Below are 23089 nucleotides of genomic sequence, written 5' to 3'. Positions count from 1 at the left end.
GGCCTTTAAAGTCAAGGATGTGGCCACGAGCCGAAACGTTGGGCTAAGTCGTTTCCGTCATAGCGACGGCCACCGTCGCCTGCATGGCCTCGAAGTCTGGAAGATGCTGAGGCGACATGTCTTTGTAAGGGATATGTGGGGCTGTCAGTTGACTGGCTTCGGTATAATGTTGGAACAGTAGAAGAATAACGAGCCGCCACCTAACGCAGCAACCGCGCACCAGAAGCGGAACCAAAAGGGCGACCTCGATCTGCTCCTCGACTCCGATAATCGGATGGCTGTGTGCAGGTGCTGCAAGAACAATCTAACTTGGAGGCAAGGTATATGTAGGCATCGAAACTTAGGGCTAACAGGGCTGAATGAATGCTCTGAATATCTCTGCTCCAAGAAGCGATGCGCCCAACCCAATTTCGGCTCATGCGCAATTATCTTACAGACAGCTTTAAGGGCTTCTGGCTGAGGTCTAGGCCACTGGCCTTCTTCTATCGGCCCAGAGTAAGGGCTTCAATTCAGAGAGCTCTTTATCCGTCAGGATGCAGAACCCATGGTCAGCTATGTATCTCTGAATCGTCGCTGAAATGTATCGCGACGGTACTGGCCCTATAAATCGTGGCCAGTTTGTTTCGTCAAATTCGCCAATTTTTTTGAAGCATTCAGATGACAAATAAATAATTGGTCGCTCTGGCTCGCTTTTTGACGTTCGAACACAGGAAATATAGTACTGGCGCCCCATCTTATGTCGTCGGTGAGACATGTTGTCTCTAGTGGTAAAGTTGTTCATTAGGTTAGCTCTCTATCTATTGATTCCTCTAATTAATTTGAACAGGCTTCTTACACTGTACGGTCGACGGACACGCATTGTGGCAACCAGTAGCGACCTCCATTAATGAGAAATATCAGTATATTGGAGCGGTAATAAATGGCGAAGGGGCCGCATTATCAGCGGCCCCTTCACTAATTTCATCCAATAAAAATCAGAAGCTATATGTGACGCCCACGCTGATAGTATGCAATTCGATTGAAGCATTGGTCACACGGCCACCTGCTGGCGCAATCAGCTCTTCTTTGCCGTAGCCGGAATAAGCATATTCGCCGCGAAGCGCCCAGCTGTCGTTGAACGCATACTCACCACCAAACCCCGCAGTGACGCCGTCCAGGCTTACGGTCTCATCGAGGTTGATCGCACCAGTCGTGACATAATCAACTTCGCTGCGCGTGTATCCTACGAAGCCGTATACCATGCTGGTCGGTGAAATTTCATAGCCTACGGTTCCGCGGATCGCCGCTTCCCAACTGATTTCGCTGCTTGCATTGGTAGCTGCAGGAATGGGGCCCGGGTAGTCCAAGTCGTCTGTAATATCACCGAAGCGCACATTCAGCTCAGGGCCAAAAAGCCATTTGCCGCTGTTCCAACGGTAACCACCAAAAAGGCTTCCAGCTGCTCCACTGACTTCGAGATCCCCAACGTCACCAACGTAAGTTCCGGTGGGTGTATGAATGCCCAGACGATCTTCACCGCCAAAGGAGTAGGAGATAGCTCCACCGACATAACCGCCGGCAAAACGGTTAGCCACAGGAGCAGACATGACAGGCACTACAACTGCGGGTTCCACAACCTCAGCGGTAAGACCGCCAGCGGAGGCGCCGCTGGCCGCTACCATGACTGCTACAGCCGAAGTGATAATGTAACGATTGATGCTCATTTCACACCTTTAAATGGAATGGATTTAAGACAGTACTAGGGCACACGCTGTTGTTAGCGAGGACCAGCTTCCGTACAACAAGGCTACTCTAAATAGGTTGCAAAATAGTAGATAGTCATCTGCAAGTGGATGCCATTTGCGTCAATTTTGACACTATAGCGAACTTTCGCATGTACAGAATGCTTGCGTTGTGTGCTGATTGAGCTGTTAAATTTGGATTTCCCTTGACCTCCCTCAGGAGCAAACTGTTCAACCGGAGCGGGTGTAATCTGGATATTTCATGGCAGTGGATGAGGCAGGATAGCCAAACTTCGTTAGCCTTTGCGGTAATCTGCGGAAGCTCAAGTGTGATCTCTCTAGCGCATTCAGCCTTTCCGGCTGTCATGATTCTCTACGTCAGTAATGATCAAAGCATTGAAAGTTTGTATGATCACATCGCGCCTGTCACGCTTCCGTCGCACTGACGGCCACCGTCGCCTGTATGACCTCAAAGCATGGAAGATGCTGCGGCGGCAGATCTTTGTGCGGGATATGTGGACCTGTCAGTGGCCTGGTTGCGGGGTGATGCTGGCGCAGCCGAAGAGGGATGAGCCGCTGCCACCGAACGCGGCGACGGCGCACCACAAGCGAGACCACAAGGGCGACATTGATCTGTTCCTCGACCCGGACAATTTGATGGCCGTGTGCAAGCAGTGTCACGACCGCTCCATTCAGGAGGCGACGCACAGGGGCTTCATCGCTGGGCACGACGAGGATGGCAGGCCGATCGATCCCGCGCATCCCTGGGCGCGCTCAGGGGCATTGGGCGCATCGTAGTCGGGGAGGGCCGGCCCACCCCCCTAGATTTTAAAGACCCCCCGTCTGGCGCCACACCCGCGTCCCCCCTTCGTTTGCACTGAGAAGCGGTTCAAAAAGGGGGTAGGGGTCGGGGGGCATTCTTGAGGTGACCGATGGCCGCAAAAAAGCCGCAAATGCCGCGCTATGACGCTGTTTTTAGGGGTGATGAGGCGCGTGTTTCACTCGCAAAACTGCTCTGGAAAGAGGTGATTGCCGCACTTGAAGAGGTTTCCGCACTCAGCCGGGTGAATCTGGCGCGTGCGGACCGCTATGTGCGCGCGAAGGTGGAGTTCGAGGCGCTCTATCCGGAGGCGGCAGAGGCGGGCCCGGTGACGCGCGGGCCGAACGGGGGCGAGGTGTTCAGTTTTACCTGGTCGGCCGTCGAGAAGTTGAATGACCGGATGCTGAAGCTGGAGCGGGCGATGTTCGGGGAGGCACAGGCGCGGCCGCCGGCCGAGAAGCCGAAGAAGGGGAGCGCCCCGGCAGATGAGTTCCTCGGATCTTACAACGGATTACGCCAATAGGGTTTTGTCCGGCGATATCATCGCAGGCAAGTTCGTGCGGGCTGCGTGCCAGCGGCACTTGAACGATCTGCGGGAGGGCGCGGCGCGCGGGCTGAATTTCGATATAGATGAGGCGGCGCGGGCCTTCCGGTTCTTTCCGGCCATGTTCACGGTCACGGCCGGCGCGAAGGCGGGCGAACCGTTCCATCTGCTGGAATGGATGCAGTTTGTGGTGGGCAGCTTGTTCGGTTGGCGCAATGCCGATGGCACACGGCGCTTTCGCCAGGCTTGGATCGAGACAGGGAAGGGCCAGGCCAAATCACCGCTGATGGGTGCGATCGGGCTTTACATGATCGGCTTCAACGGCGTGCCGCGCGCCGAGGCCTATGCCATCGCCAACGACAAGGACCAGGCTAAGGTCCTTTTCTCGGATGCGGTTGCGCTGTGCCGCGCGCCGATCCCGGGCAAGGATGGCGCGACGCTCGAAAGCGTCGCCAAGGTGAAGATCCGCGGCGTCGGCGACAACGCGTGGAAGATCGAGGTGCCAGAGAGCGGCGCTAAGTTCTTGCCGGTCGCCTCGGCCGACAGCATCTCGGGGCCGAAGCCGATCGCGGTCTTTGCCGACGAGGTGCACGAGATGCGCACTGACAAGGCGATCCAGCTTTGGAAGGCGGCGATCGACAAAATGCCAGGCGATCCACTGATGATCCTTGGCACCAATACGCCAGCGGCCGATCAGGCGGTGGGCACGGATTATAGCGAGTTTTATCAGCGCGTCGCGCTGGGGATGATCGAGGACGATAGCGCCTTTAGCTATATCGCCCGGGTCGACGTCGACGATGACCCGTTCAGCGATGAGAGCTGCTGGGTGAAGGCGCTGCCTGCGCTTGGCGTCACCTATCCGATCGACAACGTGCGCCGGCGGGTCGAGACTGCGAAGCACATGCCGTCCGAGCGGCTGGCGACCGAGCGGCTCTACTTCGGGCGCCCTGTCGGATCGTCTGGCTTTTGGCTGGCTGACGAAGCTGCCTGGCGCGCGGTGCTGGGGCCGGTGGCGGAGGACGATATGCGCGGCACGCCCTGTGTGCTGGCGCTGGATTTGTCCAAGAAGAACGACCTGACTGCGCTTTCTGCGGTCTGGCGCGATGATGATGACCAGCTGACGGCAAAGCTTTGGTATTGGACCACTGAGGGCGGGTTAGAGCGGCGCGAGGCCGAGGATCGCACGCCCTATAAATCCTATATCGCGGGCGGTGACCTGATCGCGGTGCGGGGCGAGGTGATCGATTACACCTTCGTCGCGCAGCAGGTGAAGGAGCTGTGCGTCGCGCAAGAGGTTGAGGCGCTGGTGGTTGACCCCGCCTATGTCTCCGACTTTATCGCGGCCTGTGAGCAGATCTCGTTCGAGGTCTGGCGGTACATGGGGCCCGATGAGCCTGAGGGCACGGGCCTGAAGATCGTGACACACGCCCAGGGCACACGCATTGCTTTCGAGGGGCGGCAGCTGTGCATGCCACATTCGATCACGCACATGACGGACAAGATCCTCAAGCGCGAGATCCTGATCGCCGAGAACAAGATGACCCATGTCTGCGCCGCGAACACGGTGCTGATCTCGGACGGACAGGGCAATCAGGCATTCGACAAACAGCGTCAGCGCGGCCGTATCGACGGCATGGTCGCGCTTGCAATGGGCGTGGGCGCCACCAAGGCCGACCGCAAGGGGCGGCGCAGCTACATGGAAGGCGGGGTATTGTTCACATGAAGCTGTGGCCCTTCGGACAAAAGAACACGGATCCCGGCACGGGCAATCGGTTTTACCAACAGAACATCGTCGAGCGCGCTGTGTCCGAGCACCAGAAGCAGCTGCGGGTCACTGCCTCGTTGGCGGCCGGCATGCGGATCGCGGAAGGGGTGGCAAGCCTGCCGATCACGGTTGGCAAACTGGGCCATGACCGGCTGGGCCGCGCGATCCGCACGCCGATCCGCGCGGGCGAGCTGACCGAGCGCCTGACGCTCGCGCCCAACGACTGGATGACGCCGACTGAGTTTGTCGAGACCCTGACAATGTGGGCGGTGTTCCGGGGCGTAGGGCGGGCCTATATCCATCGCGGCTATCGCGGGCGCATCCGCGCGCTGATCCCGATCAATGACGGCGGGGTCACGATCCGCCGCGATTATGACACCGGCAAGGTCTGGTACGATGCCAATATCCCCGGCCTTGGCTTCTTGTCGAACCTAACGCGCCGCGACTTCATTGAAGTGACCTGCCCGAGGTGGAACGAGATCGAGGGGCTGAACATCACGGCCGAGATCGGCAAGGTGCTACGCCTCGCGCTGACCCTCGAGGATCGCCAGATGGAGGATGGCCGAAAGAAGGCCGTGCCGGGCTACATCACCACCGATCAGCAGCTTTCCAAGGACTCTGCCAAGATGGTGAAGGAAGCACTGAAGGACAAGCTGCCGAACACGCCGGTGTTTGATAGCGGCACCAAATACAACAGCATCATCCCGACGCAGGCCGAGCTGCAGCTGCTCGAGACGCGGCGATTCATTATCGAGGAGGTGGCGCGTGCCTATGGCATCCACCCGATCTTCTTGGCGCATGACGCGGCGGGGCAGTCGCTGACGCGGATCTCGGATGCGATGGATTACCACGTGACGATCACGCTGGGGCCTTGGGTTAAGCGCTGGGAGGAAGCGATCCGGTTCTCGCTGCTGGGTGCGGATGAATACGTCGATTTTGACGAGACCCAGTTCTACCGCATGGATCTGGCCGCGCGCGCTGATTACGCGGCCAAGTCCCTGGGCAACAATGCCGCCTGGGAAACGCCGAACAGCATTCTGGAATGGCTGGGCAAGAACCCGGTCGAGGGCGGTGACGCATTGCCCGCGGCCGGCGGCGCGCCAATCACCGAATAGGGGCAGATCATGGCAATGGAATTTAAGCTGGCGCGGCTCGATGCAAAGGCCGCGACCGAAGAAGGCGTGTTCGTCGGCTATGCCTCGCGCTTCAATGTGGTCGATCAGGGCGGCGATATGGTGCGCCCGGGGGCCTATGCCAAATCGATCGCGGGCCAAAAGTCGGTGAAGCTGCTGTGGCAGCATGATGCAGCGCAGCCGATCGGGGTTTGGACGTCGATCAGTGAGGACGAGAAGGGGCTGCGCGTCGAAGGACGTCTGGCGCTGGAAACGGTCAAGGGCCGCGAGACCCATGCGCTGATGAAGATGGGCGCCATCGAGGGATTGTCGATCGGCTATCGCACCAAAGACGCCGATATCATCGACGGTATCCGGCACCTCAAAGAGATCGACCTGTGGGAGATCTCGGTCGTGACCTTTCCGATGGAAGACGGCTCTGGCGTCGATGCCGTGAAATCCTCGGTACAGATCATGCGGGCGGCGAAGGATGGTGACTTCGCGCCCCTGAAGAAATCCGTGGAGGTGGCCCTGCGTGACGCGGGCCTCCCGGTTTGGCTGCGCAAGGCGATTGCCGCCCGCGCGCCAGAAGCTCTGGGCGATGGACAGCGCGACGCGTCCGCTTCGGAGACCGCGAAGGCGATCAAGGACGCCTTCAAGTTCTAACCGTCCATCGAAAGGATAAACCATGGACTTGGAAATCAAAGAGGCCCTCGATAACGCGAGCAAAACGCTGGCCGAGGTGAAGAAGGCGCAGGTTGATCTCAGCGACCAACTGAAGGTGCTGGACCAGAAGAAAGCCTCCGGCGAGGATATCACCGATATCAAGGGTCACGTCGAGGACAGCCGCAAGGGCCTGACCGAACTGGGCGATCAGGTCGCCGACCTGACCAAAAAGCTGTCGCATCGCGGCGCTGATCTGGAAGGTAAGTCGCTGGGCCGGATCATCGCCGAGCATGACGAGTTCAAGACCCTGAAGGATGACCGCAAGGCGCGTTTCGAGGTCAAGGATGTGACCACCGGCAGCTTTGGCACCATCGACTTGCCGGGCGGCGTACGCCGCGGCTCGCGCGGGCTGATCCAGCCGGTCAATCAGGCTCTGTTCCTGCGCGATATCATCCCCACGGCCGCGACCACGGCCGCCGTGATCGAATATCTGCAAGAGAGCGGCTACACCAACAATGCCGGCGTGGTTGCCGAAGGCGCGCAGAAGCCGCAGTCCGAGCTGGACTTCGAGCCGAAGGCAGCGCCGATGGTGAAGATGGCGCACTTCTTCCGGGTCACAGAAGAGACACTGGACGATGTTGACGGCATGGAAGCCTATATCAATCAGCGCGGCCTCTACGGCTTGCAGCTGAAGGAAGAGGGCGAGCTGCTGAATGGCCCCGGCACCACTGGCCGCATCGATGGCCTGCTGGCGAACTCCACCACCTATGACAGCGGGCTGGTGCCCGGCATTACGCCGGTCAACGCCATGGATGATATCCGCATCGCTATTGCGCAGGTGGCCGAGGCGGATCTGCTGGCCTCCGCCATCGTGATGAACCATCTGGACGCTGCCGCGCTGGATCTGGCGAAAGATGCGGATGGTCGCTATCTGCACCCGGCTTTTGCCGGCAATACCGCATGGGGTCTGCCGGTCGTCCGCACCAAGGGCCTGCCGCAGGGCAAGTTCATCGTCGGCGGCTTTATCGGCAACACGCTGATTTGGCAGCGCAAGGGGATCGAAGTGCGCCGTTCGACCGAGGATCGCGACAACTTCGTCAAGAACCTGGTTACCATCCTTCTGGAAGAACGGCTGCAGCTGGAAACGCTGCGTCCCGAAGGCATCGTCTATGGCGATCTGACGGCCGCCGGCGGCGAGTAACCAACTGGGGCGGGGCCGCTGGGCCCCGCTCTGCTGGCTGGAGGGTGAGCATGGATATTCAGCAAACGAGCGAGGCAACGGGCGTGATTATCACCCTCGAGGATGCCAAGAAGCATTGCCGCGCCGATGACTTCGGCGATGATGATGCGCTGATCAGCCTCTACATCGACGCGGCGGTGGATTGGGTGCAATCGGTCTGTCAGACGCGCCTCGAGCGCGCGGAGTTCACCGCAACGGGATCGCGCTTTGATCTCGGCTTCGCGGGTTATCCCGATCCTGAGATCACCAGCGTAGGCTATGTCGATGATCTGGGCGCCGCAGTGACGCTCGACGCCAGCCGCTACGCTCTGCGCGATGGCCGCCTGATCGTATACGGCGCGGAGAATGTCGCGTCGGCGAGGGTGGTGTTCGTGGCGGGCCTCGGGCCCGGTAATGTGCCGGCGCGCCTCGTGCAGGCGATGCGCATGCTGGTCGCGCATTGGTATCTAAATCGCGAAGCCGTTGGTGCAGGTCTCGCCCAGGTGCCGCTTGGCGTGCGCGACATGGTCGCAACCTACAGGAGCTTCGCATTCGGATGAGCACTGCGGGCAAACTGATCGAGCGGGTTCAGTTCGAGTCGCCGGATATGCGCACTGGCATTTGGACCCATGAATACGAATGCCGGGCCGAATTCATCTATGCGCGCGGCGGCGAGGCGGTTTATGCGGCGCGTCTGGAAGGGCGGTCTGTGTTCAAGATCAAGATCCGCCAATGCGCCGCTGCGCGCGAGATCCTGCAATCATGGCGGATGATCGACATGCGGCGCGCCACCTACGAGGGCGATGTGCCGCAGACAGGCGTTTACAATATCCGCGAGGTCGATCCGATCAGTGATCGCGCCTGGATCTATCTGCTGGTGGAGGCGGGGGTGGCATATGGTTAAGGGACTCGACGCTGTGCGCCGTAAATTGCGCACCCATGCCAAGGCCGCGATCGAGGCGGGGCGGTCCCAAGCCCGCAAAGAGGGCGAAGAGATCGCGAGCCTTGCCCGTGCATTCGCGGGTGCATCGGATGGGGATCTGGCAGCGTCGATCCGCGTTGAGGAGGCTGATGCAGTCATGACCAGCCAGGGCAGATCAGGCTTCATTGGGGTCGTTGTAAGGGCGGGTAACGACGCGACGATCGTTACCAATAAGCAAGGCGAGCGCTTCCAAAACGCGAAGCTCCAAGAGGTCGGCACGCAATCAATGCCCGCAAAGCCTTTCTTCAACCCCGCAAAGCGTTTGCGCCGCAAGCAGGCCATGGCAGCAATACGGCGGGCGGTGCGCAAAGCATGGAAGGAAGGTGGCTGATGTCATCACCAGCGACGGAACTGCAAGACGCCATTGAGGCAGCGGTGCGGGCGGATGCTGCACTTATGGCAATCATTGCCGGCATCTATGACCGGGTGCCGGATCGCCCTTGGGGAGCTGCTAATGGCTACATCAGCTTCGGGCCTTGGGACAGCGTCTCACAAGAAGGCGGGTGCCAAGCGATCGAGGATGTATCTTTGCAGCTCGATGCCTGGTCGAACCGGACGGGCCGCGCGCATTGCGAAGAGATCATGCAACGGCTGCGGCGGATCATGGGTCAAGTCCAGACAGATCGACATCCAATCGTGGCACGGGGCGATCCATTTAGCCAGGTCCTGCGCGATCCCAACGGACTGACGCTGCACGGTGTGCTTCGCTACGAATTCCAGATGGAGCGCTATGATGGCTAAAGCGATCTTCCACCGTGACTTCCACTACACCAGCCGTCTGCGCAATGCGGGATGGTCAGCCAAGGCGGGTCCAGATCCTCAGCACTTCCCGCAAGAGTTTATAGATGCGGCGGTCAGTGCGGGTTGTGCCACAGTGCCACCTCCGCGCCGCAGCACGCACAAAACCCCTGACGACCCTGCGCAGCCCTGACCGGCTGCATTTTTGTTTGCAACACGAGGAGATCGCCAAAATGGCAGCGCCTTTTCATGAAGAATACCACGAGCTCGTGTTCGAGTTCTCTGAAGACAACGGCACTACCTGGGCACGTAATTGCGTGATCATGGGCGCCGATGTGACACGGACGGCATCGACCAGTGAGACCGAAACGGTCGATGATTGCGACGACGAGAGCAAACCGAACAACGTAAGCGTGCGGGTGCAGAGCCTTGCGGTCAGCTTTTCGGGCACCGGCAACTGGACGCAGGGTGGGTATGATACCTTCCTGAAAAAGTTCTATGCGGGCGACAGCACTGAAATGCTGGCGCGGATCGGCAATCTGAACGCAGGCGCCGGCGAGATCGAATACGAGACTGGCCCGATCATCATCACCAGCCTTGGCCAGTCACGCGTCAAGGGCGCGGTGGTTTCCGCCTCGGTTGAGGCACGCTTCGCAAAAACGCCAACCCGCAGCCTGAAGGTCGGGTCCTAATGGCGGAGGCACAGGTCATCAATTGGACCTGCGGCGAGCATGCGTTCCGGCTTCGTATTGGCGAGGCCGAAGCGCTTGACGATCTAACGCCGCAAGGCATCGCGGATTTCCGCTTCCGCTGCCGGCAGGGGATCGAGCGTGGCTCGCTCGGCTTCTCGCCGGTGCGGGTGCGCGAGGTCATTGATTGCATTCGCCTGGGACTGATCGGCGGCGGTATGGAAGGGGATGCTGCGCGCGCGCTCGCTTTGCGCGCGATGGAGGAGGCCGATTTCGCGGAGCTCGTAAAGATCTGCTACGGCATCGTAACAGGCTTTTTCTCCGGCAAGGATCACGATCAGCCGGAAAAGCCAGTGGCGGCGGAGATGACGGACGAGAACGGTTAAGGTTCTCGCTCCTCTATGGCAGCGGGGCCGTGATGGGGTTCGCCCCCGAACAGGTCCAGCGCATGAGCCTGTGGGAGTTCCACAGCGCCTTCGCCGCCTGGAAGCGATTTAACGGCATCAAAACGGAAGGTGGCGGCGAGGTGACTCTCGATCGCCTGAAGGCACTTGGGGTGAAATGATGGCTTCAGAAGATCCGCTTGAGCTCCCAGTTGGGTTGTCCGAGAAACAGTTCACCCAATCCATTGTGCGGCTCGAGGGCCGTCTGGCGAAAATGGAACGCGACGCGACAACAAAGTTCCAGCGCCAGAATGCGACTTTAACCCGATCCTTCAAGGATATGGAGACACAGATCGGGCGCAGCCTCAACAATATCAAAGCGCGGGCAGGCTCGATCCTTGCGCCTTTGGCGGCGGCGCTTGGCGGCCGCCAACTGATAGCGATGACCAGCGCCTGGACGGATATTACCAGTCGCGTGAATAACGCGGCTGGGTCGATGGATCGCGGCACCGATGTCATGGAGCGTGTCAGCGACATGGCGCGCCGGACTTACTCCGATCTGCGCATGACGGCGGACAGCTATATTAGCTTCGCGTCTGTGCTTGGCGATCTCGGAGTCGCGACAAATACCCAGCTCGACTTCGTCGAGAGCCTAAACAATGCTCTGGTTGTCTCCGGTGCGAAAGGCGATGTCGCCTCGCGTGTGATGAATGCACTGTCGAACGCGATGGCGCTCGGGACGTTGCAGGGCGACAACCTCAACACCGTCATTGCGTCCGGGGGGCGGGTGGCACAGGCGCTCGCAGCATCGATGGGCGTCACCACACTCGAGCTGCGCAAGATGGGCCGGGATGGCAAGATCGGACGGGCGGAGCTGCTCGGGATCACCTCGCAGATGGCAAAGCTGCGCGATGAGGCTGCGGCCATGCCTGCGACGATCCAGGATGGCTTCATGCTGCTGAACAACGCGCTGCTGGAATATATCGGTCGCGGTGATGATGCGGTGGGGATCTCGGCGCGCATCGCCGATGCGTTGACGATCATTGCGGATAACTTCGACACGGTTGCAGATAAAGGTCTGAAAGTCGCGGCGGTTTTGGCTGGGGCGGTACTCGGTCGTTCTGTCGCTGCTCTTGCGGTGCGTTTTGGCACCGGTGCCGTTGAGATCATGAAATACGTTACAGCCATGCGCGCAGCCTCGAGCGTGGGCGGTCTTGCTGCGGCGCTTGGCGGCATGAGTGCTGCGGCAGGGCCTCTGGGCATTTTGCTCGGTGGTGTCGTTGCCGGCGGGCTGGTGATGTATTCGGATGCTGCACTGAAAGCCGAAGGCCGGACGCAGCGTGTAAGTGACGAGCTGGAGCGCCTAGGACTTGTTGCGCCGCCGGCCGCGAGTGCGATTGATGCGGTGGGCTCCGCTCTTGATGGATTGGACGGACGACTGGCAAACTTGCGCGACTTGCGTGAGGAATTGGAGAAAGTCTCGACGGTTGACTTGCAATCGATCGTCGATCGCGCCGGGAGCGCGGGCGGCTTGTTCGGTGGTTGGGGTCGGGGTGGTGAAGAAAAGGATGCCCTCAGCGCAGTTCGGGACTTGGCAGTAGAGTTCGGCGCCCTTCGCATCAGCGCTGATGATGTGATCCGTTCTCTAGAGAGCATTGATACGTCGAGCTTCACAGAGGATGGGCGGGAGATCATCAGCCTTCTTGCAAATCATGTGCGTGCCACCAGTGCGATGCGCGATGCAATTGCGCAGTCTGGTATGAGCGACATTCTTTCTGATCAGTTGGAGGCCGTGCGCGAGTTGGATCGCTATTTGAAGGGTCTTCAATATGATGACATCGCGAGCGAAACCATCGCGCAATTGATGGCTGTCAGGGTCGCATTGCAAGAAGGAACTATGTCCGCGTACGAGGCGCAGCAGGCTTTGCAAGACATCGGTGAAGCCGATCCAAACGTTGCACCATTTCTGGGTCGTATTGCACAGATGACGGGAGCGCTTGCTGATCTGATTAGGACAGCTGATCGCGCGTCAGCGGCCGCCGCACTGGCATCTGATCCGTCGCTCGCGGCACGCGCCGCCGCTGCGACGGAGTATGGGGCGTCACGTAGCGAAGGGCAGCGGATCGAGCGCGAGGCTGCGGATTACGTCACAGAGGCCAATCGTCGCAACGGTCTGACACGTGAAGCACTTGCGCTGGAAAATGAGATCGCAAGCGTTCGTCGGCAATCGCTCAGTGATGAGGTGCAGCTGACCGAGGCCCAGATCCGTCATATCGCTGCTGGTAATCTCGCGGCGCAGGACGCAAGGCGCGAGCAAGGCCGATCGGGACGCAGGCGCGATGACACGCCTTATACGGACGCAGTCAAATCGATCCGGGAGGAGACCCAGGCTTTCCAAATCGAGGCTGCTGCAATTCTTTCTGTGGCTGATGGCACGCGAGACTATGGTGATGCGCTGGAGTTCGCACGTAAGCGGGCTGAGCTGTTGCACGCGGCGCAACAGCAAGGTCGCGCGATGACGCCGGAACTGATGGCGGAGATCGATGCACTTGCACAGGCCTATGTGACGGCAGGCCTCGGGGCTGAGGAAGCCGCCGAAAAGCTCGGCAAGATCAAGGAGGCATCCGATACCGGGCGCGCGACATTGGAAGATTTCTTTGGCTCGATCATCGATGGGTCGAAATCGGCGCGCGAGGCTGTTGCGGATTTGCTGATGCAGATTGCTAAGGTGCAGATGGTCAAGGGGATGATGGGGCTGATTGGCTCGACCTCATGGGGCGGCGGCCTGATTAATGCGATCGGCAGCGGCCTTAGCTATGACACCGGCGGATACACTGGACCCGGCGGGCGGTATCAGCCTGCGGGCATTGTGCATAAAGGTGAGGTCGTATGGTCGCAGGATGATGTAAGTCGCGTGGGCGGGCCGGCGGCCGCAGAAATGCTACGTCAGACTGCGGGCATACCTGGCTACTCGGAAGGGGGGCTGGTCGGCATGCGACTTCCGGCGATGTCCAGCTTGACCACTGCTGACCATGCCGGCCCGCAGTCCATGTCGGTGGCGATCACGGTCGATGTCAGCGGAGCGCAAGGGGATGCCGCGATCGAAGAGCGCGCCGCCGTCGGCGCCAGAGCCGCTATGACACAAGTGCTCAGCGATTATGACAAGCGGTTCAATGTCAAAGTCCGCAATGCAATGGTAGAAAGAAGGAAGACCAGATGACCCTGCCGGATCTCTACCCGCTGGCTTTCCTCGGCGATCTGATCGCCACGCGCGCAGAGGTCAGTCTGAAGCTGCAACGCTATGACGAGATGTCCGGCGGTGGCGACGGGCGGCGGTGGGCGGCTGAGCTCGCGCCGCCGCTGTGGACAGCCAGCTTTGACCTCAATAACCTCTCGCGCGACTGCATCGGCCGCGCGCGGAGCACCGATGCGCGGTTCCGGGCGCTCGGCACCAATCGGGCTTTTCTGTGGGCCGATCCGACCTACAGCGGGCCAGCGATTGGCGCGCCGGCGCATCTGGTGAATGCCGACGTGCGGGTCGCGGGCTTCTCGGCTGATCGCACACGGATCACATTCTCGGGCTTGCCTGCGGGGTTTGAGTTCGCGGCCGGCGATCGGTTCAGTGCGCCTTGGGGCACGGGGCGCTATTACCTGGGCGAGATCGCGGACGGCGGCGCGGTGGCGGGTGGCAGTGTGCAGGTGGCGGTCTATCCCTATCCGCCGTTGTCGCTGCAAGTCGGGGCGCAGATCGAACTGTTGCGCCCTGTCTGCCGCATGTTCGTGCCGGACGACGGATACACGCCCTATAGCTATCGGCGCGGTTCAGCGGCGACCGGCGCGAGCGTCACCATGTTGGAAAAGCGATGATCAGCCCGATATGCGCTTCATGTTGAACACCATGACGCTGTCCGGGCGTTGGGGACTACGCGCCGTGCCTTCAATTGCTGCACTAGCTGTCAATTTTCCGGTGATCTTCAGGTCGAGTTCATTAACCCCGAAGACCGGCGGAATGTCGAGTTTGTCCATATGTGTTCCGACGTGCACATCGGCCAACAGCTTCTGATCTTCTATGCGATAGCTTCCAAGGAAATATCGCTTGGAATCGCCGCCGCGCAGGCTGCCGTCCTCGAGGACGACGACGCCTCCGCCGGAACCCAACACCGTCTCGAACTCAACACTATAAAAACCGTCAATCATGGCGTGTCACTCCCTTATAGGTTGCGTGGCCAGATAATGACTCAAGGGTTTGTCAGATGTCTACCCTTGCCTAAGCCTTTCTAGGAAAATGATAATGCGCACATACGACGCACAATTTGCGGCCAGCCTTACGGCGGCGCGGGACGGGGGCATTGCCCCCGTTTACTTTTTCTGGGTGCTGGCGCGGCCGCGTGCTGGCGGCGCGGAAGTGCCGATCGGGCTGTGGTCTGGCGATGAGGATATCACGCTGACGCTAACGCAGCCCGATGGCAGTAACGTCTCGCGGCACTACTTCGGCGGGGTAAACCTCAAGGTCGAGGATCTGACCTATGTCGGCGATCTGACCGATAACCCGGTGGCGGTCTCGACCAGCCAAGGGGTGGATGCCGCGCAGCTGCTGGCGCGGGGCTATGATCTGCGGCTGGCCTATTGCGAGATCCACGCCACCACCATGACAGGCGGCGCGTTTACGGCCGCGCCCCAGCTGCAATGGGTCGGCATCATCGACGCGGGGCCGATCAATACGCCGGGCGAAAACGGCGAGGGCGGCATCACCTATCAGATCCGCTCCGAGATCATGTGGCAGCTGACCGCGCGCAACCCCGCCAAATCATCCGACGCCCATCAGAAGCGTCGTAACCTTATCGACCGCTTTTGCGAATTCGCCGCGGTCATCGGATCGAGGTCTGTCCAATGGTACAAAAAGGATCGCTGACCCGCCTGCCGGACTGGCGGGCGCGTCTCAGCCATGCGCTCGATATCCAGCGGGATCATCCGTTTGAGTGGGGCCGCCATGATTGCGGGCTGGGCTTGGCGGCCGGCGCGGTCGAGGCGATCACGGGCGAAGATCTGCGCCCCGCCTGGGCCAATTACAAAACACCCACTGGCGCGCTGCGTGTGCTGCGCAAGGCGGGCTATGAGAGCCTGGGCGATGCGATGGCGGCGCTGCTGCCAGAAGTGCATCCGGCCTTCGCCCAGATCGGTGATCTGGCGCTGCTGGACGGCGAGGGGCAGATCGGCGCGCTCGGGGTCATCGATATCTCCAGCGTGATCGTGCTGGACAAGACAGGTCACGCGCGGGTTCCGCGCGACCAGATCAAGCGGGCTTTCAAGGTAGGTTAATATGACACGCATCTGGACGCTGGTCCTGACGGTGGTCGCGCTGATGAGCGTGGCCGCCCCGGCTGCGGCTGACCCGGTGACGGGCTGGCTTGCCGTCAATGTCTTTGGCTGGGCGGGTGCCACCATAGGCGCGTTTTTGGCTAGCGCGGTTGTCAGCCTCGGCACCGGCATCCTTGGCGCGGCGCTGACCGGCGTGGCGGCGCAGCAGGGCCAAAATTACGATGTGAAGTTCGATGTCGAATTCGGCGACGATACCGCGCTGACCTTCACCGCCGGCGACTTCGCGACGGCGGGCAAGCGCCGGTTTATCGCCAAATGGGGCCGCGAGACGCGGTTCATCACCGAGGTGATCGAGATCTCGAGCCTGCCACAGGGCTTTGCGGGCGCATGGGTCAATGATGAGCGCGCCGACCTGGTCGCGGGCAAAGTCGGAACAGTCGTCACGGGTCTTTCGCTCTTTGGCCCGTCCAGTATCCGTTCGCTGCCCGCGCATGATATTGGCGCAGTACCTGCCACCCATACCGTTGTCGGCTGGCCGCTGTCGAATATGAAGGATGACGAGGGCGAGGGCGACCTCGGCGCGCGGATCTGGGTCAAATGGATCGACGGCACGCAAACCGCCGCTGATCCGTTCCTGCTGTGGGCATTTGGCGAGGATGCAGATTACCCGTGGACGGCCAACCATATCGGCACCGGCAAGACCTATGTCATCGTCACCACGCGCTTTGATAGCGAGACGCTGACCAGCTATCCGACCTATCTATGGGAGCCGGAGCCGCTGCCGCTCTATGACCCGCGCTATGACAGCACGGCGGGCGGGCAGGGCGCGCAGCGCTGGGGCCAGCGCGCGACCTATCAGCCCAGCCGCAATGCGGCGGTGATCAGCTACAATATCGCACGCGGGATCTACTGGGGCGATGAATGGCTGTTCGGCGGCAAGAACATGGCGCAGTGGCGTCTGCCGCTGGCCGAATGGATGGCGGCAATGAACGCCTGCGACATGCCGGTCGCGCTGGCCGAGGGCGGCACGGAACCGGCCTACCGCGCCGGTCTGCAAATCACGGTCAGCGATGAGCCGCTGGGGGTGATGGAGGAAATCGGCAAGGGCGCAAACATGCGCTATGCCGAGGTCGGGGGGATGCTAAAGCCCGTGGTCGGCCTGCCGGCCGCGCCGGTGTTTGCCATCACCGATGCGGATATCGTCATCAGCGAGGGGCAGAGCCTGACGCCCTTTGCGCCGGCAAGCCAGACGTTCAATGCGATCACGGCGACCTTCCCGGACCCCACCGCCAAGTGGGCCTCGCGCGATGCGCCCGAGTATATCTCGGAAGCGGGCGTGGCGGCTGACGGCGGGCGGCATCTGCCGACCTCGCTCAGCTATCCGGCGGTGCCCTATCCGCACCAGGTGCAACGGCTGATGCGGGCGCAGCTCGAGGACTATCGCCGCGATACTATCGTGGAGTTCAGCCTGCATCCCGGCGCCTATGCGCTTGAGCCGCTGGTGGACACGATCAGCTGGACCAGCGCCCGCAACGGCTATGACGCAAAGCAGTTCGTCGTTGAGCAGGTGACCAAGCTGCCCGGCATGAATGTCACCGTGCGCCTGCGCGAGGTCGATCCCGCCGATTACGATTGGTCGCCGAGCTTCGAGCTGCCCTATGATAGCGTGGCCCCGGTGCCGGAGATCCCGTGGGTGCAGGCCATCGACGGCTGGACGGCGGTCGGCGACGAGGTAGCCGATGATGCAGGCGTGGGGCGGGTCGCTGCGATCCGCGTCGGCTGCGCGGGCGATGCCATAGGCATCGCGCAAGCGCGCATTCAGGCAAGGCGTCTGGGAGCAAGCGAGCCGACCTTTGACGTCATGCGCCCCTATGATCGGCCCTATCAGTGGCGGATCACCGGCGTTGCACCGGCGTCTGTCTACGAGGTGCGCGGTGCGCTGATGTCCGAGCTGACCGGCGGCTATGTCTGGTCGGGCTGGATCACGGTCACCACGCCCGCGATCCAGATGCAGGAGGGCGATCTGCCGGACGGCTTTGTCGCCCGGATTGAGGAGATGGCGGCGGCGCAGGGCATTCAGCCTGTGGATGCGCTGCCCGATGCGGGGGCGCGGGCCGATCAGCTGGTGATGATCCGCACCACGGGCGAGATCTGGCGCTGGGATGCAGCGGCGGGGGTTTGGACGCAGAATGTCTTTGCTGGGGTCTCTGCGGCGTCGCTTGATAAAACAAAGTTTGCGGCGGGCCTCACGGTGCCAGAGGTGGTCGATGTGCTGCCGGCCACAGGCTCGGTCGGCGACATGCTGGTGCTGACGACAGATCAAAAGATCTATCGTTGGGATAGCGAGCTTGGCGCATGGTCTAATAAGACCGATGGCGGCGATATCGTCGTCAACACCCTGACGGGTGCTGCGTTCATGGCGGGCGCCGTTGGGGCGCGAGAGATCGCCACAGGTGCACTTCGCGCGCATCATGTGCTGATCACTGGCGGCTCCTTGGTGCCGGATTATCTCTATCAGGATCTCGGCACGCCGGTCGGGCAGGGCGGGCGCTCGTGGTTCTGGAACGCCGCGCAAGGCGTCGTATTCCAGCAGCGCTTTGTCGATACGCAAAATGGCAATAATTACGGGCCGCAAGGGGTAGGGATCCAGCTGAATACCGCGCCTAGCACGGTCACAGGGAATCCTTGGGCCTGGGTTCTAAGTGGCGAAGTGTTTCCGATCAAAAGCGCCACGTCCTATTCGTTCGAATTGGGCTACTGGGTGAGCGGTGGGAGCAGGACTTTGTTCCGGATTACCTATCTGGACAGGGATGGAAACTACGTCGGAGAGCTCGGCCACATCGCTTTGCATGGCGCTGCGTGGATCAACCGGTTCAGTGTCAGTGGCACCTCTCCCGCCACTGCGAAAACGGCAAAGCTCGAGGTCTACATCGACCCCAGTTATGGTCGGCCTGTCCTCAACATCGGGTCAGCGCAACTGCTGGAGCGCAACGCCGTGCTGCTCATCGTCGAGGGCGGCATCCAAACCCAACACCTAACGTCCCAAATCGTCACTGCGGACAAGATGGCGGCCAATTCCGTCACCGCGGCAAACGGCGCGATCGCGGATCTTGCGGTCAACACATTGCAGATCGCGGGCAATGCGGTGACCGTCCCGGCTTATGCGTATTGGGAGCCAAGCAGTCCGACCTTTGTCACCAACTCGGCGGACTACCCGCTGCTCGAGCTGACTGTCGATCGGCGCGGCCTCGCCACGATGATCACCGCGAATGCACAGCTTGATGGCAGCTCGACGGACATGCGGATCGTTGTGTGGCTCCTGCGCAATGGTCAGCAGGTCGGTGGGTCCTACGGTTATGGTGGCGCATGGCGGCAGTCATCGGTCATTAACTTTGTCGACTGGGATACAGGCCAAGGTCCGACGACCTACACTTTGATGGCGCGGACGGTGGTGCACGCCTCGAATGTTTACCAGCGCTATCTGTCGGCGCACCAATTCCGGAGATAGCCATGCAGCAAGAGGTGCCGTTTACCCTTTATCGGCTGGATACCGGAGAGATCGCGGCGTTTGTGGTCGCCGATCCGACAATCAGTGTCCCTGCGGGCTTTGGACTTCTGCAGGGATACTGGTCGGCTGCGACGCATTGGGTGCGGGGGATGCCGGTCGAGCTGCCGCCGCGCCCGGATGATCGCCATGTCTGGGACCCTGTCGCATGGGATTGGGTCATCAATCCTGATCTCGATACCTACCAATGGGCGCAGCTGCGGATGGAGCGCACGCGGCTGCTCGCGGCCTGCGACTATCGCAGCCAGCCAGACTACCCGCAAAGCGATGAGGCGCGCGCCGCGTGGCTCGCCTATCGGCAGGCGCTGCGAGATCTGCCCGGCAACCTTACAGATCCGGCGCAGGTGAGGTGGCCGGATCTGCCGGGGTAAAGGGGACGTCAGCGATACTTCTGACTGTCGCGTTCATTTATTTCGCGAATGACATTCCCGGGATTTCCGCCGCAGATGACATTTGGCGGCACCTCTCCACGGACAACCGAACCGGCGGCGATTACACTGCCCGAACCAATCGACGCGCCTGGCAACACCGTCACGCCAGCGCCAATCCAGACATCATCTCCAATAGTGATGGGATGCGCGTATTCTAACCCCTTGTTACGCCTTTCGGCATCTAGCGGATGACCAGCGGTGTAGATGCCAACATTCGGTGCGATGAAGCAGTTGTTGCCGATGGTAACCTTCGCTCCGTCAAGGATCACAAGGTTCACGTTGGCATAGAAGTTTTCGCCGACCTCGATGTTAAATCCGTAATCGCAATGGAATTGGCCGTCGAACGTGATGTTCTGGCCGGTTTTGCCGAGCAGACCCTTCAGCAGCTGTGTCCGTTTCTCGTCCTCGTCGGGATGCAGATTGTTAATTTCGAATAGGATGCGCTTAGCGGCGCGACGTTTCGCGAGCAAGGCAGGGTCGTAATTTGCATCATATAGCAGTCCGGCTGCGGCCTTCTGCAACTCGTTCATATTGGTCTCCGGTGTGCCGAGAGATTGGCAGTGGTCGTGTAAGGTCGTGCTTACAATGAGATAGGAGAACAGGCAAAAGCCTGACTGTCGACTTGCCGTTTAGTGGCGGCTTTGCCCCTATTAAGCTTCCTTCAGTGGCTAGCATTGTTAGCCCGAACCCGCCCTTTGAGGCGGGTTTTTCTTTGCCCAAACCTATCCAATAGAAAGGCCAGTCATGGCGATCACGACCGTCACGGTTACGGGCGAGCTGCGCGATATCGCGGGTGCGCCGCAGAATTTGAGCCTGATCCGCTTTACCCCGCGCGGCTGGGACAAGAGCGGCGCTGCGATCATCACCGGCGCGCCGATCGATGTAACGGTGACGGGCGGCGCGTTCAGTGCCTCGCTGTTCCGGCAGGACTTGGGGCAGGGTGTTGTCTATGACGTAGCCTATGTCCTGCCGCGCGAACGGATCACCACTATTGGCAGCATTTTTATCGACGGCCCCGGCCCCTTCGCTTTGGCTGATCTGCTTGGCGTGCCGGTGCCCTTCGGCGTCACGGTGACGCTGGTCGAGGGGGGCAGCTGGCCGCCGCCGGCCGATCCCAATCCGCTACATTGGTATGCGAGGGTCAAATGATCGAATTGGACTTTGCAAAGATCCGCGCCCTGCGCATCGCGGGCCGCGATGTGACTGAGCTGCGGCGCGGGGCCGTGCTGATGTGGGCCAAGCCGCCCGAGATCTCGCTCGCATCTGGCAGCGGTTACGCTGGGTCGGTCTATGCGGCCACGCAGCCCGGTGGTCAGTGGTTTGCCGATGGCGTGCCAATCCATAGCGCGACAGACCAGACATGGGTCATGACCGATGCCTATGAGGGCGCGGTGATCCAGTATGATATCGCGATTCAGCCCCAGTCGGTCGAGATCTCGATCACCTCGGGCGCGGGCTTCGCTGGCTCTGTCTACAGCGCGTCGCGCGGGGGCGGGCAGTGGTATGCGGACGGCCTGCCCATCCCCGGCGCGCGCGGTCAGACATGGACAATGACCATCGCACTCGAGGGCGCGGCGATCAGCTACATCACATTCACCGCGCCGCGCAGTAACCGCATCCAGATGTGGACGCCGACTGTGCTTGCGGCCGCGCTTAAGGAGGGCTGGTGGTCGATGCGGCGCGGTGTCCAGCTTGCCGCTGATGATCGTGTGGCGGCCATCGCTGACAGCTTCGGCTTGCGGGATATGTTGCAGACCAGTGCAAGCCTTCAGCCGCGCACGGTCGTGCAGATGGGGCGCAGGGTGATGACCTTCGCGCAGGAGGAACAGACCTACCTGCTGGCGGCGTCGTCGCATTACGGGCGGTATGTCTACGCCGTCGCGCAATACAAAACCGGCGTCGAAACCATCTTCGCCAGCTATGCGACGCTTTGGGGCATGATCGGCAGCGGTGCCGGTCGTGTGCGCGGCAATCGCGACACAAACGGATTGCAGCAAACCCCGCTGGTCCGCATGAATGGCCACGCACCGACGGCTGCTGTCCTGCCGATGGCGGGGGCCGTTCTGGGCACTGCCCCGCACCGCAACAGTGAGGCGCTGCGCGCATGGGGCATCGGTGCTGGCCAGTCTGCCAGCTTTGGCTGGGATGGTCTGATTGCGGAGGTCATTGCCCTGAGCAATGAGCCGAGCGCTGACGACCACGACCGGCTTTCTGGATACCTCGCCCACAGCTGGGGGCAGGCGGATAGCCTGCCCGCCGCGCACCCTTACAAATCACTTGGCCCAAGGATTGACTGACATGACCCAGAAATATTGGACGGGCGCCGAAGCCGCCATCATCGCTGCCGAAGCCGCCGCCACCGCGCTGGTGACTGGCCTGCCGGAATACCGCGACGGGCAGGAGGTCGCCCCCGAGGCCCGCGTCACCGCCCGCTGGGCAGAACCGCGCGAGACCGCCACGCCGGGCACCTTCGCGATTCCTGCCTATCCGGGCATGGATGTGCCCGAAGGGTGCGCTGAGGCGGATGGGGTGAGTTTGCCCAAGGTGATGGAGGATGAGTTGGGCTGAGCGACGGGCTGCTTAAGTGACAAGCTAACTAAGGAACTTTCGGTAGGCGTTAAGCATTTATTAGTGAATGGAAAACACATTCATCAGATGTGCTCTGAACGAGCTGTATATGACCATAGGTGGTTTCTTTCTGTTCAGTTAGGGGGACAAAAATGGATTTAGATAGCCTCGATCGCCGCGAGCTGGTTCAACTCTTAGTGGAAATTGATCAGGCGCTAGTCAGCGTGGATGACAGGAATAGAAAGTGCGCCCTTAGGGCGGCTGAGCATGCGGTCTCGAGATTTGGACTGTCATTGAACCAACTTGCGGATGATATCAGGTCAATGAAAGAGGTAACCCCTCGTGGTGTTGCGCGTTATCGCAATCCAAGCAATCCCGCTCAAACTTGGTCAGGGCGTGGTAGGCGTCCAACTTGGGTACATGAGCTGGGTTTGAAGGGTCTAACTCTCGACGATTGTGCCTTATGAAGGATTGAACATCGATCACCGCGTTCGACAAGTATACGTCAACCAACCCCAACCCGCCCATTGTGGCGGGTTTTTCTTTTGCCCCATGCTCATGTGAGGA

At 60.8% G+C, this 23089-nt stretch carries 26 protein-coding genes; 23 read left to right on the top strand and 3 right to left on the bottom strand.

Translation table 11 applies throughout. The features are described 5' to 3' along the window. Positions 1-974 precede the first annotated feature (974 nt). Positions 975-1703 (bottom strand): outer membrane protein, encoded by a 729-nt coding sequence (locus tag KVU_RS08285; RefSeq protein ID WP_236953078.1) that lies wholly within the window; start codon positions 1701-1703, stop codon positions 975-977. 426 nt (positions 1704-2129) lie between these two features. Here KVU_RS08285 and KVU_RS08280 point away from each other — a divergent pair, with 426 nt between their 5' ends. From KVU_RS08280 to KVU_RS08215, 15 genes are all read left to right on the top strand, one after another. Next, a complete protein-coding gene (locus KVU_RS08280) occupies positions 2130-2519 on the top strand; it encodes an HNH endonuclease (RefSeq protein ID WP_060486270.1) in 390 nt (129 codons plus the stop codon). Positions 2520-2653: 134 nt separating this feature from the next. Beyond that, positions 2654-3064 (top strand): P27 family phage terminase small subunit, encoded by a 411-nt coding sequence (locus KVU_RS08275; protein WP_014537880.1) that lies wholly within the window; start codon positions 2654-2656, stop codon positions 3062-3064. Positions 3065-3122: 58 nt separating this feature from the next. Next, positions 3123-4808, top strand: a complete 1686-nt coding sequence (locus KVU_RS08270) for a terminase large subunit (protein WP_254660347.1) — start codon at positions 3123-3125, stop codon at positions 4806-4808. Beyond that, positions 4805-5965, top strand: coding sequence for a phage portal protein (locus KVU_RS08265; protein ID WP_014537879.1), 1161 nt, complete (start codon positions 4805-4807; stop codon positions 5963-5965). The genes KVU_RS08270 and KVU_RS08265 overlap by 4 nt, the downstream gene beginning before the upstream one ends. A gap of 9 nt (positions 5966-5974) precedes the next feature. Then, complete coding sequence (locus tag KVU_RS08260; RefSeq protein ID WP_013384773.1) at positions 5975-6628, top strand: HK97 family phage prohead protease; 654 nt, start codon at positions 5975-5977, stop codon at positions 6626-6628. Between the two features lie 22 nt (positions 6629-6650). Further along, positions 6651-7829, top strand: a complete 1179-nt coding sequence (locus KVU_RS08255) for a phage major capsid protein (protein ID WP_013384772.1) — start codon at positions 6651-6653, stop codon at positions 7827-7829. Positions 7830-7879: 50 nt separating this feature from the next. Beyond that, the gene (locus tag KVU_RS08250; RefSeq protein WP_013384771.1) at positions 7880-8407 is read left to right on the top strand and encodes a head-tail connector protein; all 528 of its coding nucleotides are present in this window, start codon (positions 7880-7882) and stop codon (positions 8405-8407) included. After that, on the top strand, positions 8404-8751 hold the full coding sequence (locus KVU_RS08245) for a head-tail adaptor protein (protein WP_013384770.1): 348 nt from the start codon (positions 8404-8406) through the stop codon (positions 8749-8751). The genes KVU_RS08250 and KVU_RS08245 overlap by 4 nt, the downstream gene beginning before the upstream one ends. A 13-nt stretch (positions 8752-8764) precedes the next feature. Further along, on the top strand, positions 8765-9160 hold the full coding sequence (locus KVU_RS08240) for a hypothetical protein (protein WP_013384769.1): 396 nt from the start codon (positions 8765-8767) through the stop codon (positions 9158-9160). Further along, the gene (locus KVU_RS08235) at positions 9160-9570 is read left to right on the top strand and encodes a DUF3168 domain-containing protein (RefSeq protein WP_013384768.1); all 411 of its coding nucleotides are present in this window, start codon (positions 9160-9162) and stop codon (positions 9568-9570) included. Before KVU_RS08240 ends, KVU_RS08235 begins: the two co-directional genes overlap by 1 nt. Positions 9571-9800: 230 nt before the next feature. Then, a complete protein-coding gene (locus tag KVU_RS08230) occupies positions 9801-10259 on the top strand; it encodes a hypothetical protein (protein ID WP_013384767.1) in 459 nt (152 codons plus the stop codon). Next, complete coding sequence (locus tag KVU_RS08225) at positions 10259-10642, top strand: GTA-gp10 family protein (protein ID WP_013384766.1); 384 nt, start codon at positions 10259-10261, stop codon at positions 10640-10642. The genes KVU_RS08230 and KVU_RS08225 overlap by 1 nt, the downstream gene beginning before the upstream one ends. Positions 10643-10674: 32 nt before the next feature. After that, positions 10675-10821: a hypothetical protein gene (locus tag KVU_RS16125; RefSeq protein WP_013384765.1), complete on the top strand. Its 147-nt coding sequence runs from the start codon at positions 10675-10677 to the stop codon at positions 10819-10821. Then, the gene (locus KVU_RS08220) at positions 10821-13859 is read left to right on the top strand and encodes a tape measure protein (protein ID WP_236953077.1); all 3039 of its coding nucleotides are present in this window, start codon (positions 10821-10823) and stop codon (positions 13857-13859) included. Before KVU_RS16125 ends, KVU_RS08220 begins: the two co-directional genes overlap by 1 nt. Next, a complete protein-coding gene (locus KVU_RS08215; RefSeq protein WP_013384763.1) occupies positions 13856-14506 on the top strand; it encodes a hypothetical protein in 651 nt (216 codons plus the stop codon). The genes KVU_RS08220 and KVU_RS08215 overlap by 4 nt, the downstream gene beginning before the upstream one ends. Here KVU_RS08215 and KVU_RS08210 read toward each other — a convergent pair whose 3' ends face one another. Further along, a complete protein-coding gene (locus tag KVU_RS08210; protein WP_013384762.1) occupies positions 14507-14836 on the bottom strand; it encodes a GrlR family regulatory protein in 330 nt (109 codons plus the stop codon). It abuts the gene before it with no gap. A gap of 94 nt (positions 14837-14930) precedes the next feature. On the opposite strand from KVU_RS08210, the gene KVU_RS08205 reads away from it, so the two are divergent. The 4 genes from KVU_RS08205 to KVU_RS08190 are packed head-to-tail and all read left to right on the top strand — an operon-like array spanning position 14931 to position 19894. Next, positions 14931-15551 (top strand): hypothetical protein, encoded by a 621-nt coding sequence (locus KVU_RS08205; RefSeq protein WP_013384761.1) that lies wholly within the window; start codon positions 14931-14933, stop codon positions 15549-15551. Further along, positions 15530-15958, top strand: a complete 429-nt coding sequence (locus tag KVU_RS08200) for a DUF6950 family protein (RefSeq protein ID WP_013384760.1) — start codon at positions 15530-15532, stop codon at positions 15956-15958. The genes KVU_RS08205 and KVU_RS08200 overlap by 22 nt, the downstream gene beginning before the upstream one ends. Position 15959: 1 nt before the next feature. Next, complete coding sequence (locus KVU_RS08195) at positions 15960-19466, top strand: phage tail protein (RefSeq protein WP_013384759.1); 3507 nt, start codon at positions 15960-15962, stop codon at positions 19464-19466. A 2-nt stretch (positions 19467-19468) separates the two neighbouring features. Next, complete coding sequence (locus KVU_RS08190; RefSeq protein ID WP_013384758.1) at positions 19469-19894, top strand: tail fiber assembly protein; 426 nt, start codon at positions 19469-19471, stop codon at positions 19892-19894. Between the two features lie 8 nt (positions 19895-19902). Here KVU_RS08190 and KVU_RS08185 read toward each other — a convergent pair whose 3' ends face one another. Next, on the bottom strand, positions 19903-20484 hold the full coding sequence (locus tag KVU_RS08185; protein ID WP_013384757.1) for a sugar O-acetyltransferase: 582 nt from the start codon (positions 20482-20484) through the stop codon (positions 19903-19905). A gap of 214 nt (positions 20485-20698) precedes the next feature. On the opposite strand from KVU_RS08185, the gene KVU_RS08180 reads away from it, so the two are divergent. The 4 genes from KVU_RS08180 to KVU_RS08165 all read left to right on the top strand — a co-directional run bounded on the left by KVU_RS08180 (position 20699) and on the right by KVU_RS08165 (position 22989). Next, on the top strand, positions 20699-21103 hold the full coding sequence (locus KVU_RS08180; RefSeq protein WP_013384756.1) for an ASCH domain-containing protein: 405 nt from the start codon (positions 20699-20701) through the stop codon (positions 21101-21103). Further along, positions 21100-22251: a hypothetical protein gene (locus KVU_RS08175; RefSeq protein ID WP_014537876.1), complete on the top strand. Its 1152-nt coding sequence runs from the start codon at positions 21100-21102 to the stop codon at positions 22249-22251. Before KVU_RS08180 ends, KVU_RS08175 begins: the two co-directional genes overlap by 4 nt. Before the next feature lies 1 nt (position 22252). Next, positions 22253-22522 (top strand): hypothetical protein, encoded by a 270-nt coding sequence (locus KVU_RS08170; RefSeq protein ID WP_013384754.1) that lies wholly within the window; start codon positions 22253-22255, stop codon positions 22520-22522. Positions 22523-22674: 152 nt separating this feature from the next. Next, positions 22675-22989, top strand: coding sequence for an H-NS histone family protein (locus KVU_RS08165; RefSeq protein WP_014537875.1), 315 nt, complete (start codon positions 22675-22677; stop codon positions 22987-22989). Positions 22990-23089 lie beyond the last annotated feature (100 nt).

Source organism: Ketogulonicigenium vulgare WSH-001 (genome assembly GCF_000223375.1).
Taxonomy (GTDB): domain Bacteria; phylum Pseudomonadota; class Alphaproteobacteria; order Rhodobacterales; family Rhodobacteraceae; genus Ketogulonicigenium; species Ketogulonicigenium vulgare.
This window is presented reverse-complemented; position numbering and strand designations above follow the sequence as displayed.

Excerpts from the sequence above, each read along its gene's own strand:
- KVU_RS08285 (WP_236953078.1), bottom strand. The coding sequence starts at position 1,703 with ATGAGCATCAATCGTTACATTATCACTTCGGCTGTAGCAGTCATGGTA.
- KVU_RS08280 (WP_060486270.1), top strand. The coding sequence starts at position 2,130 with ATGATCACATCGCGCCTGTCACGCTTCCGTCGCACTGACGGCCACCGT.
- KVU_RS08275 (WP_014537880.1), top strand. The coding sequence starts at position 2,654 with ATGGCCGCAAAAAAGCCGCAAATGCCGCGCTATGACGCTGTTTTTAGG.
- KVU_RS08265 (WP_014537879.1), top strand. The coding sequence starts at position 4,805 with ATGAAGCTGTGGCCCTTCGGACAAAAGAACACGGATCCCGGCACGGGC.
- KVU_RS08260 (WP_013384773.1), top strand. The coding sequence starts at position 5,975 with ATGGCAATGGAATTTAAGCTGGCGCGGCTCGATGCAAAGGCCGCGACC.
- KVU_RS08255 (WP_013384772.1), top strand. The coding sequence starts at position 6,651 with ATGGACTTGGAAATCAAAGAGGCCCTCGATAACGCGAGCAAAACGCTG.
- KVU_RS08250 (WP_013384771.1), top strand. The coding sequence starts at position 7,880 with ATGGATATTCAGCAAACGAGCGAGGCAACGGGCGTGATTATCACCCTC.
- KVU_RS08245 (WP_013384770.1), top strand. The coding sequence starts at position 8,404 with ATGAGCACTGCGGGCAAACTGATCGAGCGGGTTCAGTTCGAGTCGCCG.
- KVU_RS08235 (WP_013384768.1), top strand. The coding sequence starts at position 9,160 with ATGTCATCACCAGCGACGGAACTGCAAGACGCCATTGAGGCAGCGGTG.
- KVU_RS08230 (WP_013384767.1), top strand. The coding sequence starts at position 9,801 with ATGGCAGCGCCTTTTCATGAAGAATACCACGAGCTCGTGTTCGAGTTC.
- KVU_RS08225 (WP_013384766.1), top strand. The coding sequence starts at position 10,259 with ATGGCGGAGGCACAGGTCATCAATTGGACCTGCGGCGAGCATGCGTTC.
- KVU_RS16125 (WP_013384765.1), top strand. The coding sequence starts at position 10,675 with ATGGGGTTCGCCCCCGAACAGGTCCAGCGCATGAGCCTGTGGGAGTTC.
- KVU_RS08220 (WP_236953077.1), top strand. The coding sequence starts at position 10,821 with ATGGCTTCAGAAGATCCGCTTGAGCTCCCAGTTGGGTTGTCCGAGAAA.
- KVU_RS08215 (WP_013384763.1), top strand. The coding sequence starts at position 13,856 with ATGACCCTGCCGGATCTCTACCCGCTGGCTTTCCTCGGCGATCTGATC.
- KVU_RS08210 (WP_013384762.1), bottom strand. The coding sequence starts at position 14,836 with ATGATTGACGGTTTTTATAGTGTTGAGTTCGAGACGGTGTTGGGTTCC.
- KVU_RS08205 (WP_013384761.1), top strand. The coding sequence starts at position 14,931 with ATGCGCACATACGACGCACAATTTGCGGCCAGCCTTACGGCGGCGCGG.
- KVU_RS08200 (WP_013384760.1), top strand. The coding sequence starts at position 15,530 with ATGGTACAAAAAGGATCGCTGACCCGCCTGCCGGACTGGCGGGCGCGT.
- KVU_RS08195 (WP_013384759.1), top strand. The coding sequence starts at position 15,960 with ATGACACGCATCTGGACGCTGGTCCTGACGGTGGTCGCGCTGATGAGC.
- KVU_RS08190 (WP_013384758.1), top strand. The coding sequence starts at position 19,469 with ATGCAGCAAGAGGTGCCGTTTACCCTTTATCGGCTGGATACCGGAGAG.
- KVU_RS08185 (WP_013384757.1), bottom strand. The coding sequence starts at position 20,484 with ATGAACGAGTTGCAGAAGGCCGCAGCCGGACTGCTATATGATGCAAAT.
- KVU_RS08180 (WP_013384756.1), top strand. The coding sequence starts at position 20,699 with ATGGCGATCACGACCGTCACGGTTACGGGCGAGCTGCGCGATATCGCG.
- KVU_RS08175 (WP_014537876.1), top strand. The coding sequence starts at position 21,100 with ATGATCGAATTGGACTTTGCAAAGATCCGCGCCCTGCGCATCGCGGGC.
- KVU_RS08170 (WP_013384754.1), top strand. The coding sequence starts at position 22,253 with ATGACCCAGAAATATTGGACGGGCGCCGAAGCCGCCATCATCGCTGCC.
- KVU_RS08165 (WP_014537875.1), top strand. The coding sequence starts at position 22,675 with ATGGATTTAGATAGCCTCGATCGCCGCGAGCTGGTTCAACTCTTAGTG.